We start from the raw sequence: 17,903 nt of genomic DNA on the forward strand, positions 1-17,903 counted from the left end.
TTCGAAGCCATAAAGACAAGCGCAGCATCAAGCTCAGACGAAACAAAGCCGGCCGAAACCCTCAATACATGGCCGAAATCATCGCAGCTTGACCGTTAACCTGGATTCAGGGCCGTGCTCTAAGCCCTTTGGCCCTTGCTCGGGAGCGTTGATGCGACTATATGACTACTGTAGTCATTATTTGGAGGCCGACATGAAAGAGATCCAGCTCAAAGATGCCAAGGCAACGCTTTCCGCTGTTGTCGATCAGGCGGTTCACGGCAATCCTGCGATCATCACCCGGCACGGCAGAAAGGAAGCAGTAGTGCTTTCGTTCGAGGAGTATGAAAAGCTGAAACACGTTCCGAGTTTCGGACGGCTCCTAGCTTCCTATCCAGGTGATGAGGACGATATCCCACTGCGCGGTGACAAGCCGAGCCGGATGATTGATCTCTGATGTTTCTGGTCGATACAAACGTGATATCTGCGCTTGCCCCGTCCAAACGTCAAAGTTCCGAGCAGCTTGTCGAATGGCTCGATAAAGCCAGTTCGCAGCTGTTCCTATCTGTTATTTCGGCGGCTGAGGTTACGTCGGGGATCACGAAAGCGGAACGAGAAGGTGCGACCACCAAGGCGCAGCGGCTAAAAGATTGGTGGGAAAGCATAGAGTATCTGTATGCGCAGAACCTGCTGCCGTTCGATCTGCGATGCGCGCATGCAGCTGGGCAGATTCTAGATGATGCTCGTGCCCATCAGCCGGGTTTCGAGGATATTGCGATAGCTGCCACCGCCCAAGTGCATGGCCTGACTGTTTTGACACGCAATCTGCGTCATTTTGGACCGTTAGGCGTTCGAGCACTCGATCCCTTCGAGGCACTGCCAGAATTATAGGGCGGGGCTTTTTCTTACAGGCCTGCGGCTTTCCTCATTGACGCGGAAGCGATCTCTCCGACGCTGATGGCGACGGATCATTTTGGCCGAAGCGCCAAAAGTCCAAGGGTGCCCTCGTCTGCTGCTAGGCACCAACCTCTCCCAGTGGGCTGCGATCCGCTTGTTCGAGCGGTGGCATGCCAATGCACGACCGTCCATGGTCATCAGGGATGTTTGAGCGACCCGAGGGGGATGGAGTAACGAAACAGATTTCACCAGGGCAAAACGCTGGTTTAGTGGAGCCGCAAGACCTCGTTCCAGCGGGCGATCAGCCGTGACCGCTTCACCTGGTCGAGATAGACCATCAGCCCAGGACTGACGGGCACCGGACGCAACTGGGCACCCAGCATCTCCTGCATGGTGTTGGCGGTGTTTTCGCCGGCGACATCCGGGCTGACTGCGGGGATCTGCAATTGCCGCGCCATGATCGTCTGGCCCTCCTTGGACATGAAAAATTCCAGGTAGCGGCGGCCGAGGTCGGGAGATGCGGATGCCTGCGGCACGAGGCCGATCCGGGACATCACCACGGTGTAGTCCTTTGGCAGCACGATGCCGACATCCGGGTGTCGGGCTGCCCAATCGGCCGCGTAGGAGCCGAGGATGTTGTAGCCGAGCACGAACCGCCCGTCGGCGACACGCTCCAGAATGGCCTGGCTGGTGGAATAGAGTTTGACGCCGGCAGCGCCCATGGCCTGGATGACATCCCAGATGTCGCCGAACTGTTCCTGGTCGCGCGACATGAAGAGAAAGCCGACGCCGGAGCGCTCGATGTCATAGGTGCCGATCCGGCCGAAGACATCGGCGCCCTGGCGCTTAAGATAGGCGACGAACTCCGCGCGGGTGGAAGGTGGCGCTTCCTTGGTAAAGCTCGGCTTGTGATAGACGAAAACTGCCGGCTCGAAGGTCAGCGCATAGGCGGTGTTGCGCCAGTTGGCCCAGGCCGGCCACCGGCCGCTCATCGGCAGGTCGCTGCGCTGGGCATAGCCGTCGTTGCTCAGCTTGACTTGCAGGTCCATGGCAGACGAGAAGGCAAAATCTGCGGTCTTCAAGCCGGCGTCTGTTTCCTTGACGATCCGGTCGTAGATCTCACCTGTCAGCATATCCTCATATCGCACCGCGACATCCGGATTGGCTTTTTGAAAGCCGAGGATCATCGGTTTGGCGAGCGGTTCGTCGAGCGAGGAATAGACGACGAGCGTCCTGGCATCGGGGGCACCCGAAAGAGAGGGGAAAATGACCGGTGCGGCTAGAAGCAGCCGGGGACAGAGAAAGAAAAAGAGAAAAGAAATCAAGTACCGCATAAATCCACAATGCCTCAGCGCGTCGCCGTTCACAAGCAAGCCAACGGCGGATAGAGTGGAGCGGGGAGTGAAGACAATTGCGCATATTGCTTGTTGAAGACAATCAGGTCCTTGCCGAGGGCCTGTCGACCATCCTGCGTGGTAGCGGCTACGCGGTCGACGTCGTCAGTGACGGCGCATCTGCCCATGCGGTTGCCGCCGCCGAGACGTTTGATCTGGTGATCCTCGACCTCAACCTGCCCGAGATGGACGGGCTCGACGTACTGAGGGCGATGCGTGCCCGGCAGAACAGCGCGGCGGTGTTGATCCTGACGGCTCGGGGCACGCCGGAGGAGCGCGTGAAAGGCCTCGATCTCGGCGCCGACGATTACATGATCAAGCCGTTCGATATCGGCGAGTTCGAAGCGCGCGTGCGCGTGCTGCTTCGCCGGCAGGCGGGATTGCGGGCGTCGACGGTCAGCTACGGCAACGTCTCGCTCGATCTCAATGCGCGCAGCTTCTCGTCCGGCGGCGTGCCGATCGAAATCCCGGCCCGGGAGCTCGGACTGCTCGAGCTCCTGTTCATGCGCGCCGGCAAGGTGGTCGCCAAGGAGGCGATCATGCAATCGCTGACCGGCTTTGACGACGATCTGAGCCCGAATGCGATCGAACAATATGTCAGCCGCCTGCGAAAACGGCTTGCGCCACACGGTCTGACGGTCAGAACGGCACGCGGTATCGGATACTATCTCGACAAAACGGCCGGACCCGAATGAGGGCGGCGCTCTATTCCCTTCGCCGCAGGCTGCTCGGCTGGCTGTTGATCTCAACCGCCGTCATCGGCGTCGTCGCGCTGACGGATACCTACCGCGAGGCGGTGGCGACAGCCAATGTCGTGTCGGATCGTGTTCTCGCCGGTTCGGCTCTCGCGATCGCCGAGCGCGTAGTCGTTGCCGAGGACGGTTCGCTTGAGGTCGACATTCCCTATGTGGCGCTCGAGATGCTGACATCGGCGGCACAGGATCGTGTCTTCTACCGTGTCGACGGGCCGCCGGGGCAATTCATCACCGGTTACCAGACCCTGCCTTCCCTTGACGAGGTTCCCGGTAGCTCGACGACCTTTGCCGACTCCTTGTTCCGCGGCGAGCCCATCCGGATCGCCGCCCTTCGCCGCTCGGCCTCGACCGGCATCAACTCGGTTCCCTTCGTCGTGACGGTAGCAGAAACGACGATCGCGCGCCGACAACTGGCGCAGACGATTCTCGTTCGCTCCGCCCTGCGTCTTGGCCTGATGATCGCCGGTGCGGCCGTCATCGTCTGGATTGCCGTTACCTTTTCGCTTAGGCCGCTCTATCGCCTAGGTGATGCGATCGCGGAGCGGAGCCCCGACGACCTGCATCCGATCGGCGAACGCGTGCCCAACGAAGTCCAGGGCCTTGTCGATACGGTCAACTCGTTCATGGGGCGTCTGCAGTCGGCGCTCGACGCGCTGCGCAATTTTACCGGCAACGCAAGTCACCAGCTGCGCACGCCGCTCGCAATCATCCGCACGCAGCTGGCCTTGGCACTGCGCGCGGGCTCGATCGAGGACACGAAGAAGGCGGTGAAAAAGGCCGATGAGGCCGTGGCGAACGCCGAGCGCATCCTGGCGCAGCTCCTGCTGATGGCGAAGATCGATGCCGCCGGCAAGGATGAAGCGAGAAAGCTGGAGCGTATCGATCTGGTTGAATTGACGCGCGGCATCACCGCCGAGCATGTGCCCGCTGCGGGAGATGCCGGCATCGATCTGGGGTTCGACGGCGAGGGGGAAGCCTTCGTCCGCGCCGAGCCTTTGCTAGTCAGCGAGATGCTGAAGAACCTCATCGGCAACGCGCTGCTTTATGCCGGGCGGGGTGCAGAGGTCACGACGCGGGTGAGTGAAAAGGACGGCGTCGTGTCCCTGGAGGTCGAAGACAACGGACCAGGCATCAGGCCGGAACTGCGCGAGAGCGTGCTGAGACGTTTTCAGCGCGGCGCCAGCGAAGCTCCGGGAACGGGGCTCGGTCTGCCGATCGTCGAGGAAATTGCCGCTCTCTATGGTGCCAGAACCAATCTGACCGATGGAGCGGGTGGACGCGGGCTTAGGGTTGCCATCCTGTTTCCGACCGGATGAGCAAGGCTTGCCGATCAGTCCTTATCCAGCGCCGACAAGATAGGGCAGGCCGGACAAGGACTGGAATAGCGCTTTAGCGGCTGCGCTGACCGAAGAGGGAAGCTGTTTCGCGGGTCTGGACCCGAAGCATCGCGTTCCAAAGCTGAAGAACGAAACGCGGCTGGAACTGGCTCGCAAGCTTGCGCTGCGACAACATGATAAATCCCCGATAGTTTTGGATGGCGGACGTATAGTCGATCGCAGATGCAATTGCCAGAGCGGTGACGCCGTGGCAGCCCTGCGCGGCAAGCATATGTCGAAATGCGACCGGGGACGGTGAAATATGTCGGCGCGAACAATAAATGCCGGGATGATTTTCATCATCCCGGCCAGTTGGTTCACAGGGAGAACAGGTCTTCTTTGGTGGATCAGGCTTTGTTGCGGTTCTTCTGCCGATAGACCTCGAACACGACGGCGGCGACGATGATCAGGCCCTTGACGATTTCCTGATGGTCGGCGTCGACCCGCGGGAAGGTGAAGCCGGATGACGTCGAGGATGCCGGTGATGCGAAGGGCAGCAGCGATCAACGCCATGCGCTGGTGATGCGTCGAAAGGCGGGTGTGCAAGAACGTGCAAGTCGGGCGGGAACATCTGTTCCCGCGCCGCGAGTTTCGTCCACTTTTATCGTGCAAGAACGAAAAGTCCTCGCGGGTATGCCATACGCGCAGAAGATGGATGATCGACGGTCGAATCTCGTAGCGGATCTCATAATGCCCAACGAGGATTCGGCGGACTTTGCGAGGCACAAATTCTTCGAGCTTCTCGCCTAGTCGCGGTTGTTCAATCAGGCGCGTCGGTGCAGTCGTCAACGATTGAACCGTGCGTGCAGCGGCTCGCCGATTAACAGGAGCGAGAAATTCGAAAAGGCTTGCGAGATCACCAAGGGTCTTGCTTGTCCATTAACCTGCATCAGAGCGGAACAGAGAGCGGCTTGTCGTTGTCCAGACTATCGGCCCAGGCTTGCACAGCCTGATGGTCAATGACTTGCCCAGCGTCCACGTCCGCGAGCGCCTCAAGTGTGAGCAGGCGCCGCTCATCCTCTTGATCTACCCAGGCCGTGAGTGCCTGCTTGATGATCCAGCCGCGCGAACGTTCCAGCCGGCTAGCCAGCTGATCTACCCTCTCCGCAAGCGGCAGCGGAACATGCGCCGTCAGTACTTTGGTTTCCATCGAACGTCTCCGACTTATCGGACTTAATCATGGTGATTGGATTCGATTAAGTCGACGGGCTGTTTGCGCCTGGGGGGCAAACAGCCCCTCGCAGGCATCAAGCCGAGCCAGCGTCCGCGAAATTCACCGTGATGCACGCGTTTGGCAAATGGATTGCCGATCACTTACATCAAGCACCAAGAGCGCGGTTGCCTGCCCACTTCGAGATAGCGCCGCTAGCAGCACGGATACAAAAAAAGCCGGGATGATTTTCATCATCCCGGCCAGTTGGCTCACTGGGAGAACAGATCTTCTTGGGAGGATCAGGCTTTCTTGCGGTTTTTCTGTCGATAGACGTCGATCACAACGGCGGCGACGATGATCAGGCCCTTGACGATTTCCTGATAGTAGGCGTCCACCCTGAGGAAGGTGAAACCGGATGTCATGACTCCGAGGATGATGGTGCCGATCACCGTGCCGGTGATACGCCCGACACCGCCGGTCAGCGAGGTGCCGCCGATGACGGTCGCGGCGATCGCGTCGAGTTCGTACATCACGCCCATGCCGGCCTGTGCCGTCTGAGCGCGGGCGGCGGTGACGACACCGGCAAGGCCCGCCAGCATGCCGGCAATGGCATAGACCTTGATCAGATGCGCCTCGACATTGATACCCGAGACGCGGGCTGCCTGAACGTTGGCACCGATCGCGTACGTGAATTTGCCGTAGCGGGTGTAGCGCAGCGCAATATGAAAGATGATCGCAACGACGAGGAAAACGATGACGGGCCAGATGCCGGTGCCGATGAAGTTGAACTGGTCGGTGAGGCCGGAAACCGGCTGACCCTTCGTGTACCACTTCGAGATGCCGCGCGCCGAGACCATCATGCCGAGTGTGGCGATGAAGGGCGGGATCTTTGTTCGGGCGATCAGTTGACCGTTGATGAAGCCAGCAAGCAGACCGACACCGACGCCGAGCCCGATCGGCACGATGGCCGGCAGGTCCGTCAGCGACGGATAGAGCGCGCGCGGCCAGGTGGAGGCCTGGGCCACGCTCGCCGAGAACATGGCGGTCATGCCGACCACAGATCCGGAGGACAGATCGATACCGCCGGTGATGATGACCTGGGTCACGCCAACGGCGATGATGCCGATAACGGCAACCTGCAGGATCATGATCGTCAGGCGTTGCGGGTTCATCAGGAAGCTTTGCCCAACGAAGATCCAGCCGAGGATTTCGTAGACGAGCGCGATGCCGATCAGCACCAGGAAGATGCTGAATTCGGGCGGCATCCGACGCTTCGCACCCGGAAGGGCCGAGCCGGTGCCTTGTGCTGCGACATTGGTTTCCATTGTTCGTTCCTCCCTGTGGTCCGTTCGGTTCGCGCTTAGCTGGCGGCGAGTTCCATGACCTTGATCTGGGTTGCTTCGGCGCGGTCGAGGATGCCTGTGACGCGACCTTCGTGCATGACCATGATGCGATCGCTCATGCCCAGCACTTCTGGCATTTCCGAAGAAATCATGATGACGGCTACGCCGTTGCGGGCGAGTTCGGTGACGAGGCGATGGATTTCCGCCTTGGCGCCGACGTCGATGCCGCGCGTCGGCTCGTCGAGGATCAGGATGCGCGGGTTGGTCAGCAGCCAGCGGCCGATCAGCACCTTCTGCTGATTGCCACCGGACAGGTTCTCAATCCGCTCCTGCAGGTTGGGCGTCTTGACCCGAAGCTTGCGGCTCATCTCCTCGCAAGCGGCGGTGATATCCTTCTCGGCGACAAAGCCGCCCTTGACAAACCGGTCCTGCAGTACGGCGATCTGCATGTTTTCGAGCACGTCGAGGATTAGCAGACAGCCAGTGTCCTTGCGGTCTTCCGTCAGGAACGCCATGCGGTTGCGGATGGCGGTGTTGGGGCTATCGATCGAAACGGTCTTGCCGTCGATGGCGATGGTGCCGGAACTTGCCGGGGTGACGCCAAACAGCGTCTCGGCGACATTTGAGCGGCCGGAGCCGACCAGTCCGGCGATCCCCAGGATTTCGCCGGCGCGCACGTCGAAGGAAACGTCGCGAAACACACCGTCAAGCGTCAGATTGTTGACCGAAAGCATGACGTCGCCGATCGGCACCTCTTCCTTCGGGAACATCTGGGTGATTTCGCGACCGACCATCATGCGAATGATGTCATCGCGGGTGACTTCGCTTGAAGCATGCGTGCCGATATATTTGCCGTCACGGAAGACCGAGAACTCGTCGGCAATCTCAAAGAGCTCGTTCATCTTGTGGGTGATGTAGACGATGCCGATGCCCTGCGAACGCAGATCTCGGATGATCTCGAACAGGTGCGCGACCTCGCGCTCCGTCAAAGCCGAGGTCGGCTCATCCATGATCAGCACGTCGGATTCGTAGGAGACCGCCTTGGCGATTTCGACCATCTGGCGGTTGGCAACCGAGAGGTGGCGGACCTCGATTTCAGGGTCGAGCTTGATCTTCAGGCGATCGAACAGACGGGCGGTAATGCGGCGCATCTCGCCGTGATCGACAAAGCCGAAGCGGTTCTTCGGTTCGCGCCGGATCCAGATGTTTTCGGCGACGGTCATGAACGGCATCAGGTTCAGTTCCTGATGGATCATGGCGATGCCGTTTTCGAGCGCGTCGAGCGGCGACTTCAGCCTGATGTCGGCGCCCTTCAACCGCACCTCACCCTTATCGGGCGTATAGATCCCGGCCAGAATCTTCATCAACGTCGATTTTCCGGCGCCATTCTCGCCCATCAGCGCATGGACGGTGCCGCGCCTCAGGCGGAAGGACACGTCGTCGAGCGCGACGACGCCCGGAAATTCCTTGCGAATGCCTTCGACGTTGAGAAGGTATTCGGCGTTGGGTACGGCGCCGCTGGCGCGCACGGCGGCCATCGTTGTCGGACTGAGCGTCATTGTCATTGCCTCCCCGTCAATTCCGGCTTTCGCGGAAAAGTCCTCGCAGCTGGTGGGTCAACCAGCCATTCTCCTCGCAGGCGCCAATCTACAGGATCAGCGCACCTGCCGCGGGACTGTTTTGGTTGGGAGCGCGAGATATCCCGCGCTCCCAATGCAAGCATCAGTTCTTCGCCTGATAGCTGGCCATGTTTTCCTTCGTGACAAGTTCGAAGGGGATGTAGACCTTCTTCTCGACCGGCTCGCCCTTGGCGAGTTTGAGGGCTGCATCGACAGAGCCCTTGCCTTGGCCGGCGGCGTTCTGGAACACCGTCACGTCGAGGTCACCTGCGGCCAGGGCTGCAAGCGCATCCTGTGTCGCATCGATGCCGCCGATGACGACGCTGTCCATCGGACGGCCAGCAGCCTTCAGCGCCTGGATCGCGCCGATCGCCATTTCGTCGTTGTTGGAAATCACGGCGTCAAACTCAAGGCCGGCAGAAAGCCAGTTGGTGAGTAGGTCCGAGCCCTGGGTGCGCGACCAGTTGGCGGTTTGCTCCTCGACAATCTCGATACCCTTGCAGGCTTCCGTCGCGAGCACGTCATGGATGTCCTTGGTACGCATGCGGGCAGCCTGGTTGGAAAGCTCACCCATCATGACGACGGCCTTGCCCTTGCCGCCGAGCATCTTGCAGATTTCCTGGGTCTGCAGCGTGCCGGATTCCTGTTCGTTGGAAGCGACGAAGGCCTGCTTTTCCGGCAGGGTGTCGACGTTAACAGGTTCGCGGTTGACGTAGACGAGCGGAATGCCCGCGTCAGCGGCGATCTTCGACATCGCGGCCGTTGCGTCGGTATCAACAGGATTGACGATGATGGCGCTGACGCCGGCTGCGATGAAGTTCTGGATCTGGCTCTGCTGCTTCGAAACGTCGTTCTGTGCGTCTTCGATCTGCAGGTCGACGCCGTTGAGCGTCTTGGCGTAGTCGGACATGCCGTTGCGCAGGACCGTCAGGAAGTTGTCGTCGAACTGCGCCATGGAAACGCCGATGGTTTCGGCATGCGCTGCCGTCGACATCATCACGGCCATGGCTGTACCCAGTAGGAATTTTTTCATTGTCTTTCTCCTCCACATTTGGTGCCCGGCTACACCTTCTCCAGCCGGAAACGCGGACCGCTTCGGGTCGCGCCCATCCCTGATCGGAAGCGGTACTCCCGCTGCGCTCCAATCAAAACGGAATAAAAGAACCAGTGATTTGCAATTACGGAATATGTATTCCATTTTATGCGGGCGCCGTCAAGGGTGTCTTTCGACGCCTCGCTTCCTTTTCCGGTGTTCGGCCGGCTTTGCCAGTCAGATATTGGCTTCGATGTAAGCCATGCTGGTTGTGAGGGCGTCTGCTGGATCGGCAACGCCGTGCACTTCATCGGCGAAGGGTTCGAATGAGAGGGACCCGGAATAGCCGGCTGCCTTTAAGCGGCGGATCTGCCCGATATTGTCGAGGGTGTCGTTTTCGTCGACCAGAACACGATGCGAGTCGCGAAGATCAGAGATCGCCACACTGAGGTCGGTAACGCCGGAGATATGAACGAGGCCGGTCATCTCGGGGTAGATTGCCGGTTCGCCAGCGAGATGGTGGTGGAAAGTGTCGTGCACGACGCGGAAAGATGCTTCGCCGCTCACGGCTTTAATGCCGTCAACGGCTTCCGTCTTGTTACGAAGCGAGCAGATATCAAAGCCGAGTGGCTCGACAAGGCCAATGATGCCCGCGGCCTCGAGCATCGGTTTCAGTGCCGAAAGGGCTTCCTTCAGATTGGCCTGACGTTCGCCATCGGCCTGGCCGCTGCCGTCGTTGACCGGAACAAGAACGAGCGCCTTGGCGCCGCAACCTCGCGCGTAGGAAATGAGGTGTTCGGCCTCGGCGGCACGCGTGTCGTTCCATTCATTGAAGCGCTGCAGAGCGTTGATGGAGAGGATGGTCAGTCCATACTCTGCGGCAAGTGCCGCCACCTCTGTGGCGGGCGTGCCGTCGAGGATTGCGTTGCCAGTCAGGTCGTTGCGGATCTCGACGGAAGTCATGCCGAGCGATCGTGCAAGGGCAAAGAAAGCGCCGACTGACAAGGCGGGCGTCGTCATGTGGTTAAGCGCGAAGGGCAGGGTGGTCATGGGAATGTCTCCTCCAGGTTGGATTTGTTGCTAGCTATAAATGGAACGTTCATTCCATTTATAGCTAGCCGGACAAATCGCCTATGGCTAGGAGGTGGATAACGCGTGTCCCGTCAAAGCACTTGCATTGGTGCAAGATTGTCGTTCTCAGATGATGGAATCCAATCAGATCCCCGGTAGTTTCGGTGCAGATCTACTGTTCGCGTGCGACCGCCTTTGAACTCTTGCTAGGTTGGCCTGGATCGAGAAGGCTGGCTTTCTGCGCTCCGTCGGTCACGGCAAGGATGGAAGTATTCCGATCTCGATTGGGTTCTTCCGCATGTTTGGTGCAGGTCAGGTCTCCGCCTGCTTGCGGTTTCGCTATGGCTGTTCAGGAGCAGTCCCACAGCATTTTTTGAATTTTTTGCCTGATCCACAGGGGCATGGATCGTTTCGGCCCGGACTGGCTAACGAGCGCAGGCCGGCAGAGACGCTTTTCTTTTCGAGTTCGGACATACGCCAATAGGCCGCAATCGCCAAAACGGTGTCCGGCAGGGCCTCAATTGCTTCGTCAACCACCTGCTCTTTTTCCTCGCGTGCAAGTTCATCGGGCAGATTTTCGGGATCACAGAGCATCATGATGGGAACGAGCAGCATCCCGGCTTCAGACTTGGCCATCTTCGTCCAGTGACGCTGGCGCAACGCGAAGGACTCGACAAAGCCGTCAGCCCAGTCCCAGGCGATGACGGTGTCGCCTGATTGCCAAAAAATTGGATCGACGATCTCGTCGGTTATTTGCCGGACAATCTCGTCGTAACGGTCCAGAATGGCCGCTAGGACAGCCTGGGCTTGGCTTTCATTGTCAAACTGAGGCGCAGTTCCGCCCCAGATGACCGGCAACCACTCCTCAGGCGGGATTGCCTCCGGCCCGACGGCGATGCCGGTCAAAAAGCCATCCAGGTCGGACAGCAGCATACTCTCCGCTGGAGAGCTGTCGGACATCAGATAATCATCGAGATCATCAAGGCTCATTGCTTCGGTGAAGGACGTCTGATGCGCAGTCATATCGTAATCCTTGTAGAGCTTCGAACAAATCTAAGGCCGATGCTCCGCCACAGGCAATGCTGAATGGTTCCCGTCCCCGGCATTCTGAGTAATCAGCTATGCCGCCATTAGAACGCGACTCAACGAAAACGCCTGGCACGAAGTCGGATCGCCGCAGCTTGATCCTGGAAAGGCAGATCGGCAAGCCGGCGCAGGTAATGACTGTGAACGCGCCCGCTGGATCGGTCGCAAGTGGGGCAATTTGCCGAGGCCGAAATCGACCGCGCCGAAATAACGACAGCGCCACATTGGCGCACGATCTCCACGACCTCGAAATTCTCCGGATACGGGGTCATTTCCTTTCGACGCAAGGCAACAGGCGTGCATTGTTGTGAATGTTCATTCAGGGCGATCTGGGAAACTTGAGGCTGCAACTCCGAGCTCCCGCATCCGCCTGCAATGTGCGACTTCCGGAAAGCTCACAGCCAGGCAGCCGGCCGGGCAGCGGCGTCCTTTAGTGGGAAGCGGTCGTCTATTTGTGCTGGTGATGAGAGCCGCCTTGTGTGGGGTGGAGATGCGATTCCTCCGGCTGGGCCCGCAATTCTTCTATCTGAACCGTTTTGCTGGCCAGATACGAGATGAGGTCCGACGCGTCGTTCGTCGACAAGCCGAGATTTGGCATGCGGACGCCTTTGTATTTCGCGTCGAGGCCGGCGAGGATTGGGTCTCTATTGGCGCGCAGCCCCGCCGGGTTCATGATCATTTCCACCAGCCACTTGCGGTCACGCCGGTCCGTGACGCCGAGCAGATCGGGGCCGATATGGTCGGTTACGCCCACTGTGTGGCAAGGTGCACAGATCTTCTTGAACAGGACCTGCCCCGGTTCGCGGCCGATTGTCAGGCCCTGTGGGTCATGGTCTGCTGCCAAGGCATCCTGCCGAACGTGACGACGATCCCGCCAGTCCGGATCCATGTCGCGGATGGCGAGCTCCAGGTTTTCGATGTCCGCGAACGGCGAGTTTCTCGTCCACTCGCCAGTTTTGTCGTTGCCAAGAACGATTTCGTTGCGGTGCTGGGTCGCCACATCGCTCTTGTTGCCAAGCTTTGAATTGATGGCACGAATGTCGGCTGGTTTCCCCGTGATGAATGTCCAGCCAGGGCCGGTGTAAAAGGCGTCGGCGAAGGTTCTCAGTTTGTCCGGCGTGTCGTTTTCCGGATCGACCGTGATCGAGAGTACAAAAATGTCCTTGCCGATTTCGTCTCTGAGCCTGTCCACCACCTGGGCGATGCGCGCTGTCGTCAGCGGACAAAGATCCGTGCAACTGGTGAAGATGAAGCTGATAAGGACGATCCTGTCCTTGATCAGATCGTCATAGAACCGAACCCTGTCGCCATTTTGGGTAACGACGTCGACGTTTGGGAAGTAGTCCTTTCCCCAACGCGAACTCTTGGCCGCCGGTTCGCCTGGGCTGAATAGAAAAATCGCGGTTATCGCCGCGACGGCCGCGAACCATCGTTTCATCTGAATCTCCAAACAGCAGGCAGGCCAGCGCGGCACGCGCGCCAAGCTCACGTAACGAGGACAAATCTCTTCCTGGTTGACCGGGCTTCGGCTCGGCCAACCGTTCAAGGAGCAACCGTGCCTGAGAGCTGCGCTGCCTGCATCGGCTGGCTGTCCTTCCAGCCCTTGGGCGCGCCTTCCGGCAGGATTTCCGGGGTGGTGAAAACGACGCCGTCCGGGGTTGGGTTTGGAGTAGGGGTCACCGCGCTTTGGGGTGAGCCGGCGACACCGGTCAGCAGTTGAATGCGCGCCAGCATCGCAAAGTCCTCATGCACGGTGTTATGGCAATGGTTGACATAGGCGCCGCCGAACTCACCGAACTGCACCTGGAAGGTGACGCTGCCGCTTTCGCCCAACCTCCAGACGTCTTTCCGCTGGAGGTTCTCGGTCGCCGCAAGTTTCGTTCCGGTGCGCGCAAAGGTCACCCCCTCCTCGAAATGGAGGTGAATAGGGTGATCCCACCCGCCGCCGCCGTTCCTATAAGTCCAATGCTCGACCTCGCCGGCTTTCGGAATGAGCAGGGAAATCCTGTTGGCGTTCATGGAGTGTGAAGACTCGCCATTGATGCGAATGGTCCAGGGGAAGTTGACGTATTCGCCACAATCCGGAACACACCCATCCGGCCCGCGGGAATCCCCTTCTCCCGACCTACCGAACTCGACGAGCCTCGTGCGCACCGGCGTGACGATCGGTATTTGTTCGGTCAATTTGGGCGGAACGCGGCTGACGTCCGGGTCCGTGGCGCGGTGGATGACGCCGGGCACATCGACGCTTTCGACGGCGCCGACCACCCGAAACTCAAGCATCGGCCCGACCACCGGATCCTTGGAAAGGCCCTTGATAGCCGCTGCCAGGCTGAGTTCCTCCTTCGGGCCGCGACCATCGTCATGGAGGATCTGATTGACGACCCGTATCTTGTCGCCGATCCGGAAGCCGGAAAAGTCGACGATGATATCGTAGCGCTCGGCCATGCCCTGCACGGGAAGGGAGGTCAAGGTTAGGGGGGTGACCACAAGGTTCCCGTCATTGGCGATGAACTTGATCGGGACAGGATTTCCTTTGGCATCCGCCAAAGCAAGCTTCAGGAAACGGGACATGCAGGCGTTCAGAATGCGGAAGCGATACTTTCGCGGTAGGACTTCGAAGAATGGCGCATAGCCGAAATTGACCAGCGGCACGTCGCCGACCATTCCGTCCGTATCGAAGATGTCGAAGAACAGCTGGCCCGACGCGTCGCATACGCAATCGGAAAAGACCAGATTGACGTCGAAGTCGATGTTGCCCCAACCCAGAAGCTTGCCGCTGGGCAGCCGCAGGTTGACGCCGTCGGATAGCTCTTCGTTGCCGCGGTCGGGGCCGCTGTAATAGTTTATGGCGCCAAGATTGCCCTTGTAGACGTTTTCCGCCGTAAAGAAGAAACGGTGATCATGCGCCCACATGCTGCCTTGTAACTCGCGGAAGTCGCCCGGGACGTTGATGAGGCCGGTGCTGTCGTCAGGGCCCGACGCCCGCCGATCGGTGGCCTGCGTGTTGATCTTGTCGCGTCGGGCGAGCGTCGTGCTCCAGCGGTAATCATAGAACGTACCGGGAAAGTGGTGCACATTCGCCGCGCCGTCGCTTTCGGCGCCATTGTGCGCATTGTGGAAGTGAAGCTGGGTCTCGTTGCGCCCGAAGCCGTTGTTCTGTGCCCGGTTGACGGGCAGGTCATTGTAGACCCGGGTGATGATGGGTTCGCCGTAGCGGCCTTTTATGAGGAACGGTGGCAGAGTGCATTCACTGGTCCTGCCTGCGCCATAGCACCAGACGCTGTCTGCCTGCTGCACCGGGAAGTGGTCATGGAAGTATCCGCTGCCGGTTTGGGTAATTTGGCCGAGCCTCATAATGTAACCCACTTTGGGGAAGTACTCGTCCCAGCGTTGGTGCGCGAAAATCTCTCCCGGCGGGCGCCCCTCGATCGGGCCACGATAGGTCCTGGGATTGATGAATTGCCTGTTTGTCGGATCGGCCGAAAAATCGGTGTGGTAGGACAATCGTTTCGCCGGCCGTTCGGCCAGCTGCGCGGGAAACGCGGCATGACCCTCTGATGTCCGCGTCATCGGCACAGGGTTGAGCAGGTGCAAACGATGCATCGGCTGCGAGAATTTCTTGATGCCGAACAGCGGTGTGCGCGGCGCCCCGGTTGGCACCGCCGCATAGGCGCTCTTCGCAAACGGACTGAGCCCATTTTTCATGGCGAGCATTCCGCTCGCCGTGAAGATGCCCCATCGCAACAACTCGCGACGTGTTACCTGTTCCTGATTGATTGCCCTGGTGATCTCGGCACGGTTTTCCCGTGCGAGCTGCGCTTCTCTCTGTCGCGCCCGCGACGCATCGTTGGAAATGTACATTTAATCCGCCCCTATCAAATGTAGTTCACGGTCCTCCGATCTATATATCTGCAGATAATACCCCTCAACACTTGCAATCTCAATGATTAGATCAGGCCTTAGTCTTATAACTATTCCGGATTAGTTCGAGAGAAATTTTACAAAGCATAATGTTTACCGTTCAAAGTTGAGGGTTTCTGTAATTATTTTATGGTTTGCTCGAGTTTATTAATACAGTTTCGTATTAAATCTCGTTTTGTAGTAGGCGCTCTTTGTGTAGGCTTGATGCTTTCGTCGCCAGAGTGACCATGCGAGAACGAAGCCAGTCCTGATCGGCGGTCGCAGCAGGGGCCTGCAAGCGCAAGTCGCCAGAGCATTTTCCGGAAATGCAGCGCTGCTCAGGAAAACCGGGACGAATTTTGAAGGTAACAGCAGCGTTCTCACTGTCGGGGAAAGAAAATGTTGCACCCTCGACGCCGCCAAGCAGAGGGGGCCGTCTCCGGCAGGCGAACGTTGAACAGAGGGCGATTGCTCGACGAGGATCAATGTTCCCCGTCGCATGCGTCTGCGATCGAGGTCACCGGTCGGTTCAGCCGACAGGTTCAGTGAGATGCTGGCGTTGTGAGGCCCAACGAGCCTGACTTCAAATCGCCGGGCCAACATTCACATGCATGCACGCATCATAGCCCATGGCGGCGGCTGACAGGCACGCCTTGGGGGGCTACTCTGACGTTTGCGGCCATTGTTCTCAGTTCCTCCTGTGAGCGGAGACCGTCACCTTGCAATACCAATCATGGATTTTCGCTCATGACGACATCAGCCGTGTCTGCTGGTTCGTCTTTCCGACCCCAGCGGAGAAGGATGCATGCGCGTTCTGAGGCGCGAGGTCATTCTCCGCTAGGCAAACTCGGCATTGGACCATAGGGTCGGCATGGTCGTTGAGGTTGATTTGGCCCTGGGCCAAGCCGTACCTGCTTTTTGCCGATATGATGGTCTGCCATCACGGGTGTCTGCAGGATGGCCCCATAGTTGAACCGAACGTCCTTCGAGGGCGCTGTAGATGGCGAGCCAGATGGCGCGGGCGCGGAGCGAATGCGTTGCGATCTGACGCCGCCGTGCGAGCCTGTCACCGGTAATTGCCAGGCTAGGGGGAGCTCACTCTCGCAAATATGCGAGTAAAATGAAATGCATCGCAATGGCGGCAGACGCCGCCCTGTTTGCAAGCGCTTGGCGGGAAACCAACGCCATACTTTCTTTCATTCGGCGGCAAGGTCAAAGCCGCGCTTGGCACAGAGGGGGCGTTTGCGGGAGACAAGCCCTAACCACGGATAACCCAAGCCCCTAGCACAAGCAGGACAAGGGGTGGGCCTAGCAGCATGCCGCCGAAAAGCAAAGCCGCTTTCTGTACCTCCCTGCCGGCTTGAAGTCGGCTCCCAATCTCGTCCGGCACGACAATGCTCGGGCTTCCAGATGTACCGGCCCTCTCCCTCATGGCGGCTACCTCTTTCTCGGCTTTCCAGCCGTCGGTGATCACTACCCAGCCCCTGACGAAGATGGAGCCTCCATCTGTCACGTCTCGCCGCCGTCCTTCAATTTCTACGTAGACGACCAGCGTCAGCACCCAAAGTGCAGAGACGATCAGCCACAATCGAAAGAAACCGCGTCGGAAATTCATCTTGCGCCCCGTCCAATGACGCGAGGATAGCACAGCGGCGTTTAGCGACTAGTCAGCTCTCTGCTCCCGCTGCCAGCGCGCATGATCGTGGCGGCTAAAGCTCCTGCTCCTCATGAGTGATGGTTTCATGATGACCTTACGGCGGCTCTGCCGGTCGCCGGGAACAGTGCTCTTTTCGTCTCGGCCACCAGCTTCTGCGATGGCTTTGATCAGTTCTCCATCATCTCGATACGATGCTTGGCGGTGGCGTCTTTGGTCCAGCACCACCGAGCCTGATGATAGTCAAGGAGTGTTAAGGCGCTCCTCGACAAGGTCAGGGAAATCATCAAAGGCAACGCGAGCGTCACGCATACAGAAACTGAACCCAGTCATCCGGGGATGGGCTATGTATCACCGTCATGTCGTGGCGAAAGCGAGCTTCTCATCGATAGACGCGCACATCTGGCAAATGCTCTGGAATTGGGCAAGTCGGCGTCATCCCTTGAAAGGAGCACGGTGGGCGAGATACTGCGTCGGTAAGGGCATTGAACGGTTGGACCGGATATCCGTAGCTTTCGTCGATGATTGGGCTTCTGAGATTAAAGGGATCCAAACTTGGACCTTGGTCTGAGCACCTTGGTCCAAGCACCTTGGTCTAAGCAATCGCTACACTAAGGACCCTCGCATACAGATGCTCAAG

At 59.0% G+C, this 17,903-nt stretch carries 15 protein-coding genes and 2 pseudogenes; 5 read left to right on the top strand and 12 right to left on the bottom strand.

Annotated elements, in window-relative coordinates:
* The first annotated feature begins 193 nt into the window (after positions 1-193).
* On the top strand, positions 194-436 hold the full coding sequence (locus BC363_RS24855) for a type II toxin-antitoxin system Phd/YefM family antitoxin (RefSeq protein ID WP_065786236.1): 243 nt from the start codon (positions 194-196) through the stop codon (positions 434-436).
* Positions 436-870: a type II toxin-antitoxin system VapC family toxin gene (locus tag BC363_RS24860; RefSeq protein WP_065786237.1), complete on the top strand. Its 435-nt coding sequence runs from the start codon at positions 436-438 to the stop codon at positions 868-870. The genes BC363_RS24855 and BC363_RS24860 overlap by 1 nt, the downstream gene beginning before the upstream one ends.
* Positions 871-1,142: 272 nt before the next feature.
* Here the strand turns inward: BC363_RS24860 and BC363_RS24865 are convergent, their stop codons facing one another.
* Positions 1,143-2,210, bottom strand: coding sequence for an ABC transporter substrate-binding protein (locus BC363_RS24865; RefSeq protein WP_065786238.1), 1,068 nt, complete (start codon positions 2,208-2,210; stop codon positions 1,143-1,145).
* A gap of 77 nt (positions 2,211-2,287) precedes the next feature.
* On the opposite strand from BC363_RS24865, the gene BC363_RS24870 reads away from it, so the two are divergent.
* Positions 2,288-2,965: a response regulator transcription factor gene (locus tag BC363_RS24870; RefSeq protein ID WP_053250066.1), complete on the top strand. Its 678-nt coding sequence runs from the start codon at positions 2,288-2,290 to the stop codon at positions 2,963-2,965.
* Positions 2,962-4,341, top strand: coding sequence for a sensor histidine kinase (locus BC363_RS24875; RefSeq protein ID WP_065786239.1), 1,380 nt, complete (start codon positions 2,962-2,964; stop codon positions 4,339-4,341). The genes BC363_RS24870 and BC363_RS24875 overlap by 4 nt, the downstream gene beginning before the upstream one ends.
* A gap of 73 nt (positions 4,342-4,414) precedes the next feature.
* On the opposite strand, the gene BC363_RS35620 is transcribed toward BC363_RS24875, so the two are convergent.
* The 11 genes and pseudogenes from BC363_RS35620 to BC363_RS24920 all read right to left on the bottom strand — a co-directional run bounded on the left by BC363_RS35620 (position 4,415) and on the right by BC363_RS24920 (position 15,570).
* Positions 4,415-4,633 carry a hypothetical protein gene (locus BC363_RS35620; protein ID WP_141690424.1) on the bottom strand — a complete coding sequence of 73 codons (219 nt, stop codon included), beginning with the start codon at positions 4,631-4,633 and terminating at the stop codon, positions 4,415-4,417.
* Between the two features lie 115 nt (positions 4,634-4,748).
* Positions 4,749-4,868: pseudogene (locus BC363_RS34735) on the bottom strand (ABC transporter permease); the annotation flags it as partial.
* Between the two features lie 154 nt (positions 4,869-5,022).
* A pseudogene (locus BC363_RS33815) lies at positions 5,023-5,280 on the bottom strand (type II toxin-antitoxin system RelE/ParE family toxin); the annotation flags it as partial.
* 10 nt (positions 5,281-5,290) lie between these two features.
* Complete coding sequence (locus BC363_RS24885; protein WP_025429011.1) at positions 5,291-5,551, bottom strand: ribbon-helix-helix domain-containing protein; 261 nt, start codon at positions 5,549-5,551, stop codon at positions 5,291-5,293.
* A 302-nt stretch (positions 5,552-5,853) separates the two neighbouring features.
* Complete coding sequence (locus tag BC363_RS24890) at positions 5,854-6,879, bottom strand: ABC transporter permease (protein ID WP_065786240.1); 1,026 nt, start codon at positions 6,877-6,879, stop codon at positions 5,854-5,856.
* Between the two features lie 35 nt (positions 6,880-6,914).
* Entirely contained in the window at positions 6,915-8,456 is a 1,542-nt protein-coding gene (locus BC363_RS24895) for a sugar ABC transporter ATP-binding protein (protein ID WP_065786241.1), read from the bottom strand.
* A gap of 163 nt (positions 8,457-8,619) precedes the next feature.
* A complete protein-coding gene (locus BC363_RS24900; RefSeq protein WP_065786242.1) occupies positions 8,620-9,549 on the bottom strand; it encodes a sugar ABC transporter substrate-binding protein in 930 nt (309 codons plus the stop codon).
* Between the two features lie 237 nt (positions 9,550-9,786).
* Complete coding sequence (locus tag BC363_RS24905) at positions 9,787-10,599, bottom strand: TIM barrel protein (protein WP_065786243.1); 813 nt, start codon at positions 10,597-10,599, stop codon at positions 9,787-9,789.
* A 360-nt stretch (positions 10,600-10,959) separates the two neighbouring features.
* The gene (locus tag BC363_RS24910; RefSeq protein ID WP_065786244.1) at positions 10,960-11,643 is read right to left on the bottom strand and encodes a YecA family protein; all 684 of its coding nucleotides are present in this window, start codon (positions 11,641-11,643) and stop codon (positions 10,960-10,962) included.
* 511 nt (positions 11,644-12,154) lie between these two features.
* The gene (locus BC363_RS24915) at positions 12,155-13,144 is read right to left on the bottom strand and encodes an SCO family protein (RefSeq protein ID WP_065793335.1); all 990 of its coding nucleotides are present in this window, start codon (positions 13,142-13,144) and stop codon (positions 12,155-12,157) included.
* A 104-nt stretch (positions 13,145-13,248) separates the two neighbouring features.
* Positions 13,249-15,570 (bottom strand): multicopper oxidase domain-containing protein, encoded by a 2,322-nt coding sequence (locus BC363_RS24920; RefSeq protein ID WP_065786013.1) that lies wholly within the window; start codon positions 15,568-15,570, stop codon positions 13,249-13,251.
* Positions 15,571-17,423: 1,853 nt separating this feature from the next.
* On the opposite strand from BC363_RS24920, the gene BC363_RS33820 reads away from it, so the two are divergent.
* Positions 17,424-17,834 carry a group II intron maturase-specific domain-containing protein gene (locus BC363_RS33820; protein ID WP_244519947.1) on the top strand — a complete coding sequence of 137 codons (411 nt, stop codon included), beginning with the start codon at positions 17,424-17,426 and terminating at the stop codon, positions 17,832-17,834.
* Positions 17,835-17,903 lie beyond the last annotated feature (69 nt).

It is taken from the genome of Ensifer sp. LC384 (assembly GCF_001695865.1).
GTDB lineage: Bacteria > Pseudomonadota > Alphaproteobacteria > Rhizobiales > Rhizobiaceae > Ensifer.

What these genes read in the sequence shown, in the direction of transcription:
- BC363_RS24865 (WP_065786238.1), bottom strand. Translation starts at nt 2,210, where the DNA reads ATGCGGTACTTGATTTCTTTTCTCTTTTTCTTTCTCTGTCCCCGGCTG.
- BC363_RS35620 (WP_141690424.1), bottom strand. Translation starts at nt 4,633, where the DNA reads ATGCTTGCCGCGCAGGGCTGCCACGGCGTCACCGCTCTGGCAATTGCA.
- BC363_RS33820 (WP_244519947.1), top strand. Translation starts at nt 17,424, where the DNA reads ATGGCTTTGATCAGTTCTCCATCATCTCGATACGATGCTTGGCGGTGG.
- BC363_RS24875 (WP_065786239.1), top strand. Translation starts at nt 2,962, where the DNA reads ATGAGGGCGGCGCTCTATTCCCTTCGCCGCAGGCTGCTCGGCTGGCTG.
- BC363_RS24860 (WP_065786237.1), top strand. Translation starts at nt 436, where the DNA reads ATGTTTCTGGTCGATACAAACGTGATATCTGCGCTTGCCCCGTCCAAA.
- BC363_RS24900 (WP_065786242.1), bottom strand. Translation starts at nt 9,549, where the DNA reads ATGAAAAAATTCCTACTGGGTACAGCCATGGCCGTGATGATGTCGACG.
- BC363_RS24910 (WP_065786244.1), bottom strand. Translation starts at nt 11,643, where the DNA reads ATGACTGCGCATCAGACGTCCTTCACCGAAGCAATGAGCCTTGATGAT.
- BC363_RS24855 (WP_065786236.1), top strand. Translation starts at nt 194, where the DNA reads ATGAAAGAGATCCAGCTCAAAGATGCCAAGGCAACGCTTTCCGCTGTT.
- BC363_RS24895 (WP_065786241.1), bottom strand. Translation starts at nt 8,456, where the DNA reads ATGACGCTCAGTCCGACAACGATGGCCGCCGTGCGCGCCAGCGGCGCC.
- BC363_RS24890 (WP_065786240.1), bottom strand. Translation starts at nt 6,879, where the DNA reads ATGGAAACCAATGTCGCAGCACAAGGCACCGGCTCGGCCCTTCCGGGT.
- BC363_RS24885 (WP_025429011.1), bottom strand. Translation starts at nt 5,551, where the DNA reads ATGGAAACCAAAGTACTGACGGCGCATGTTCCGCTGCCGCTTGCGGAG.
- BC363_RS24905 (WP_065786243.1), bottom strand. Translation starts at nt 10,599, where the DNA reads ATGACCACCCTGCCCTTCGCGCTTAACCACATGACGACGCCCGCCTTG.
- BC363_RS24920 (WP_065786013.1), bottom strand. Translation starts at nt 15,570, where the DNA reads ATGTACATTTCCAACGATGCGTCGCGGGCGCGACAGAGAGAAGCGCAG.
- BC363_RS24915 (WP_065793335.1), bottom strand. Translation starts at nt 13,144, where the DNA reads ATGAAACGATGGTTCGCGGCCGTCGCGGCGATAACCGCGATTTTTCTA.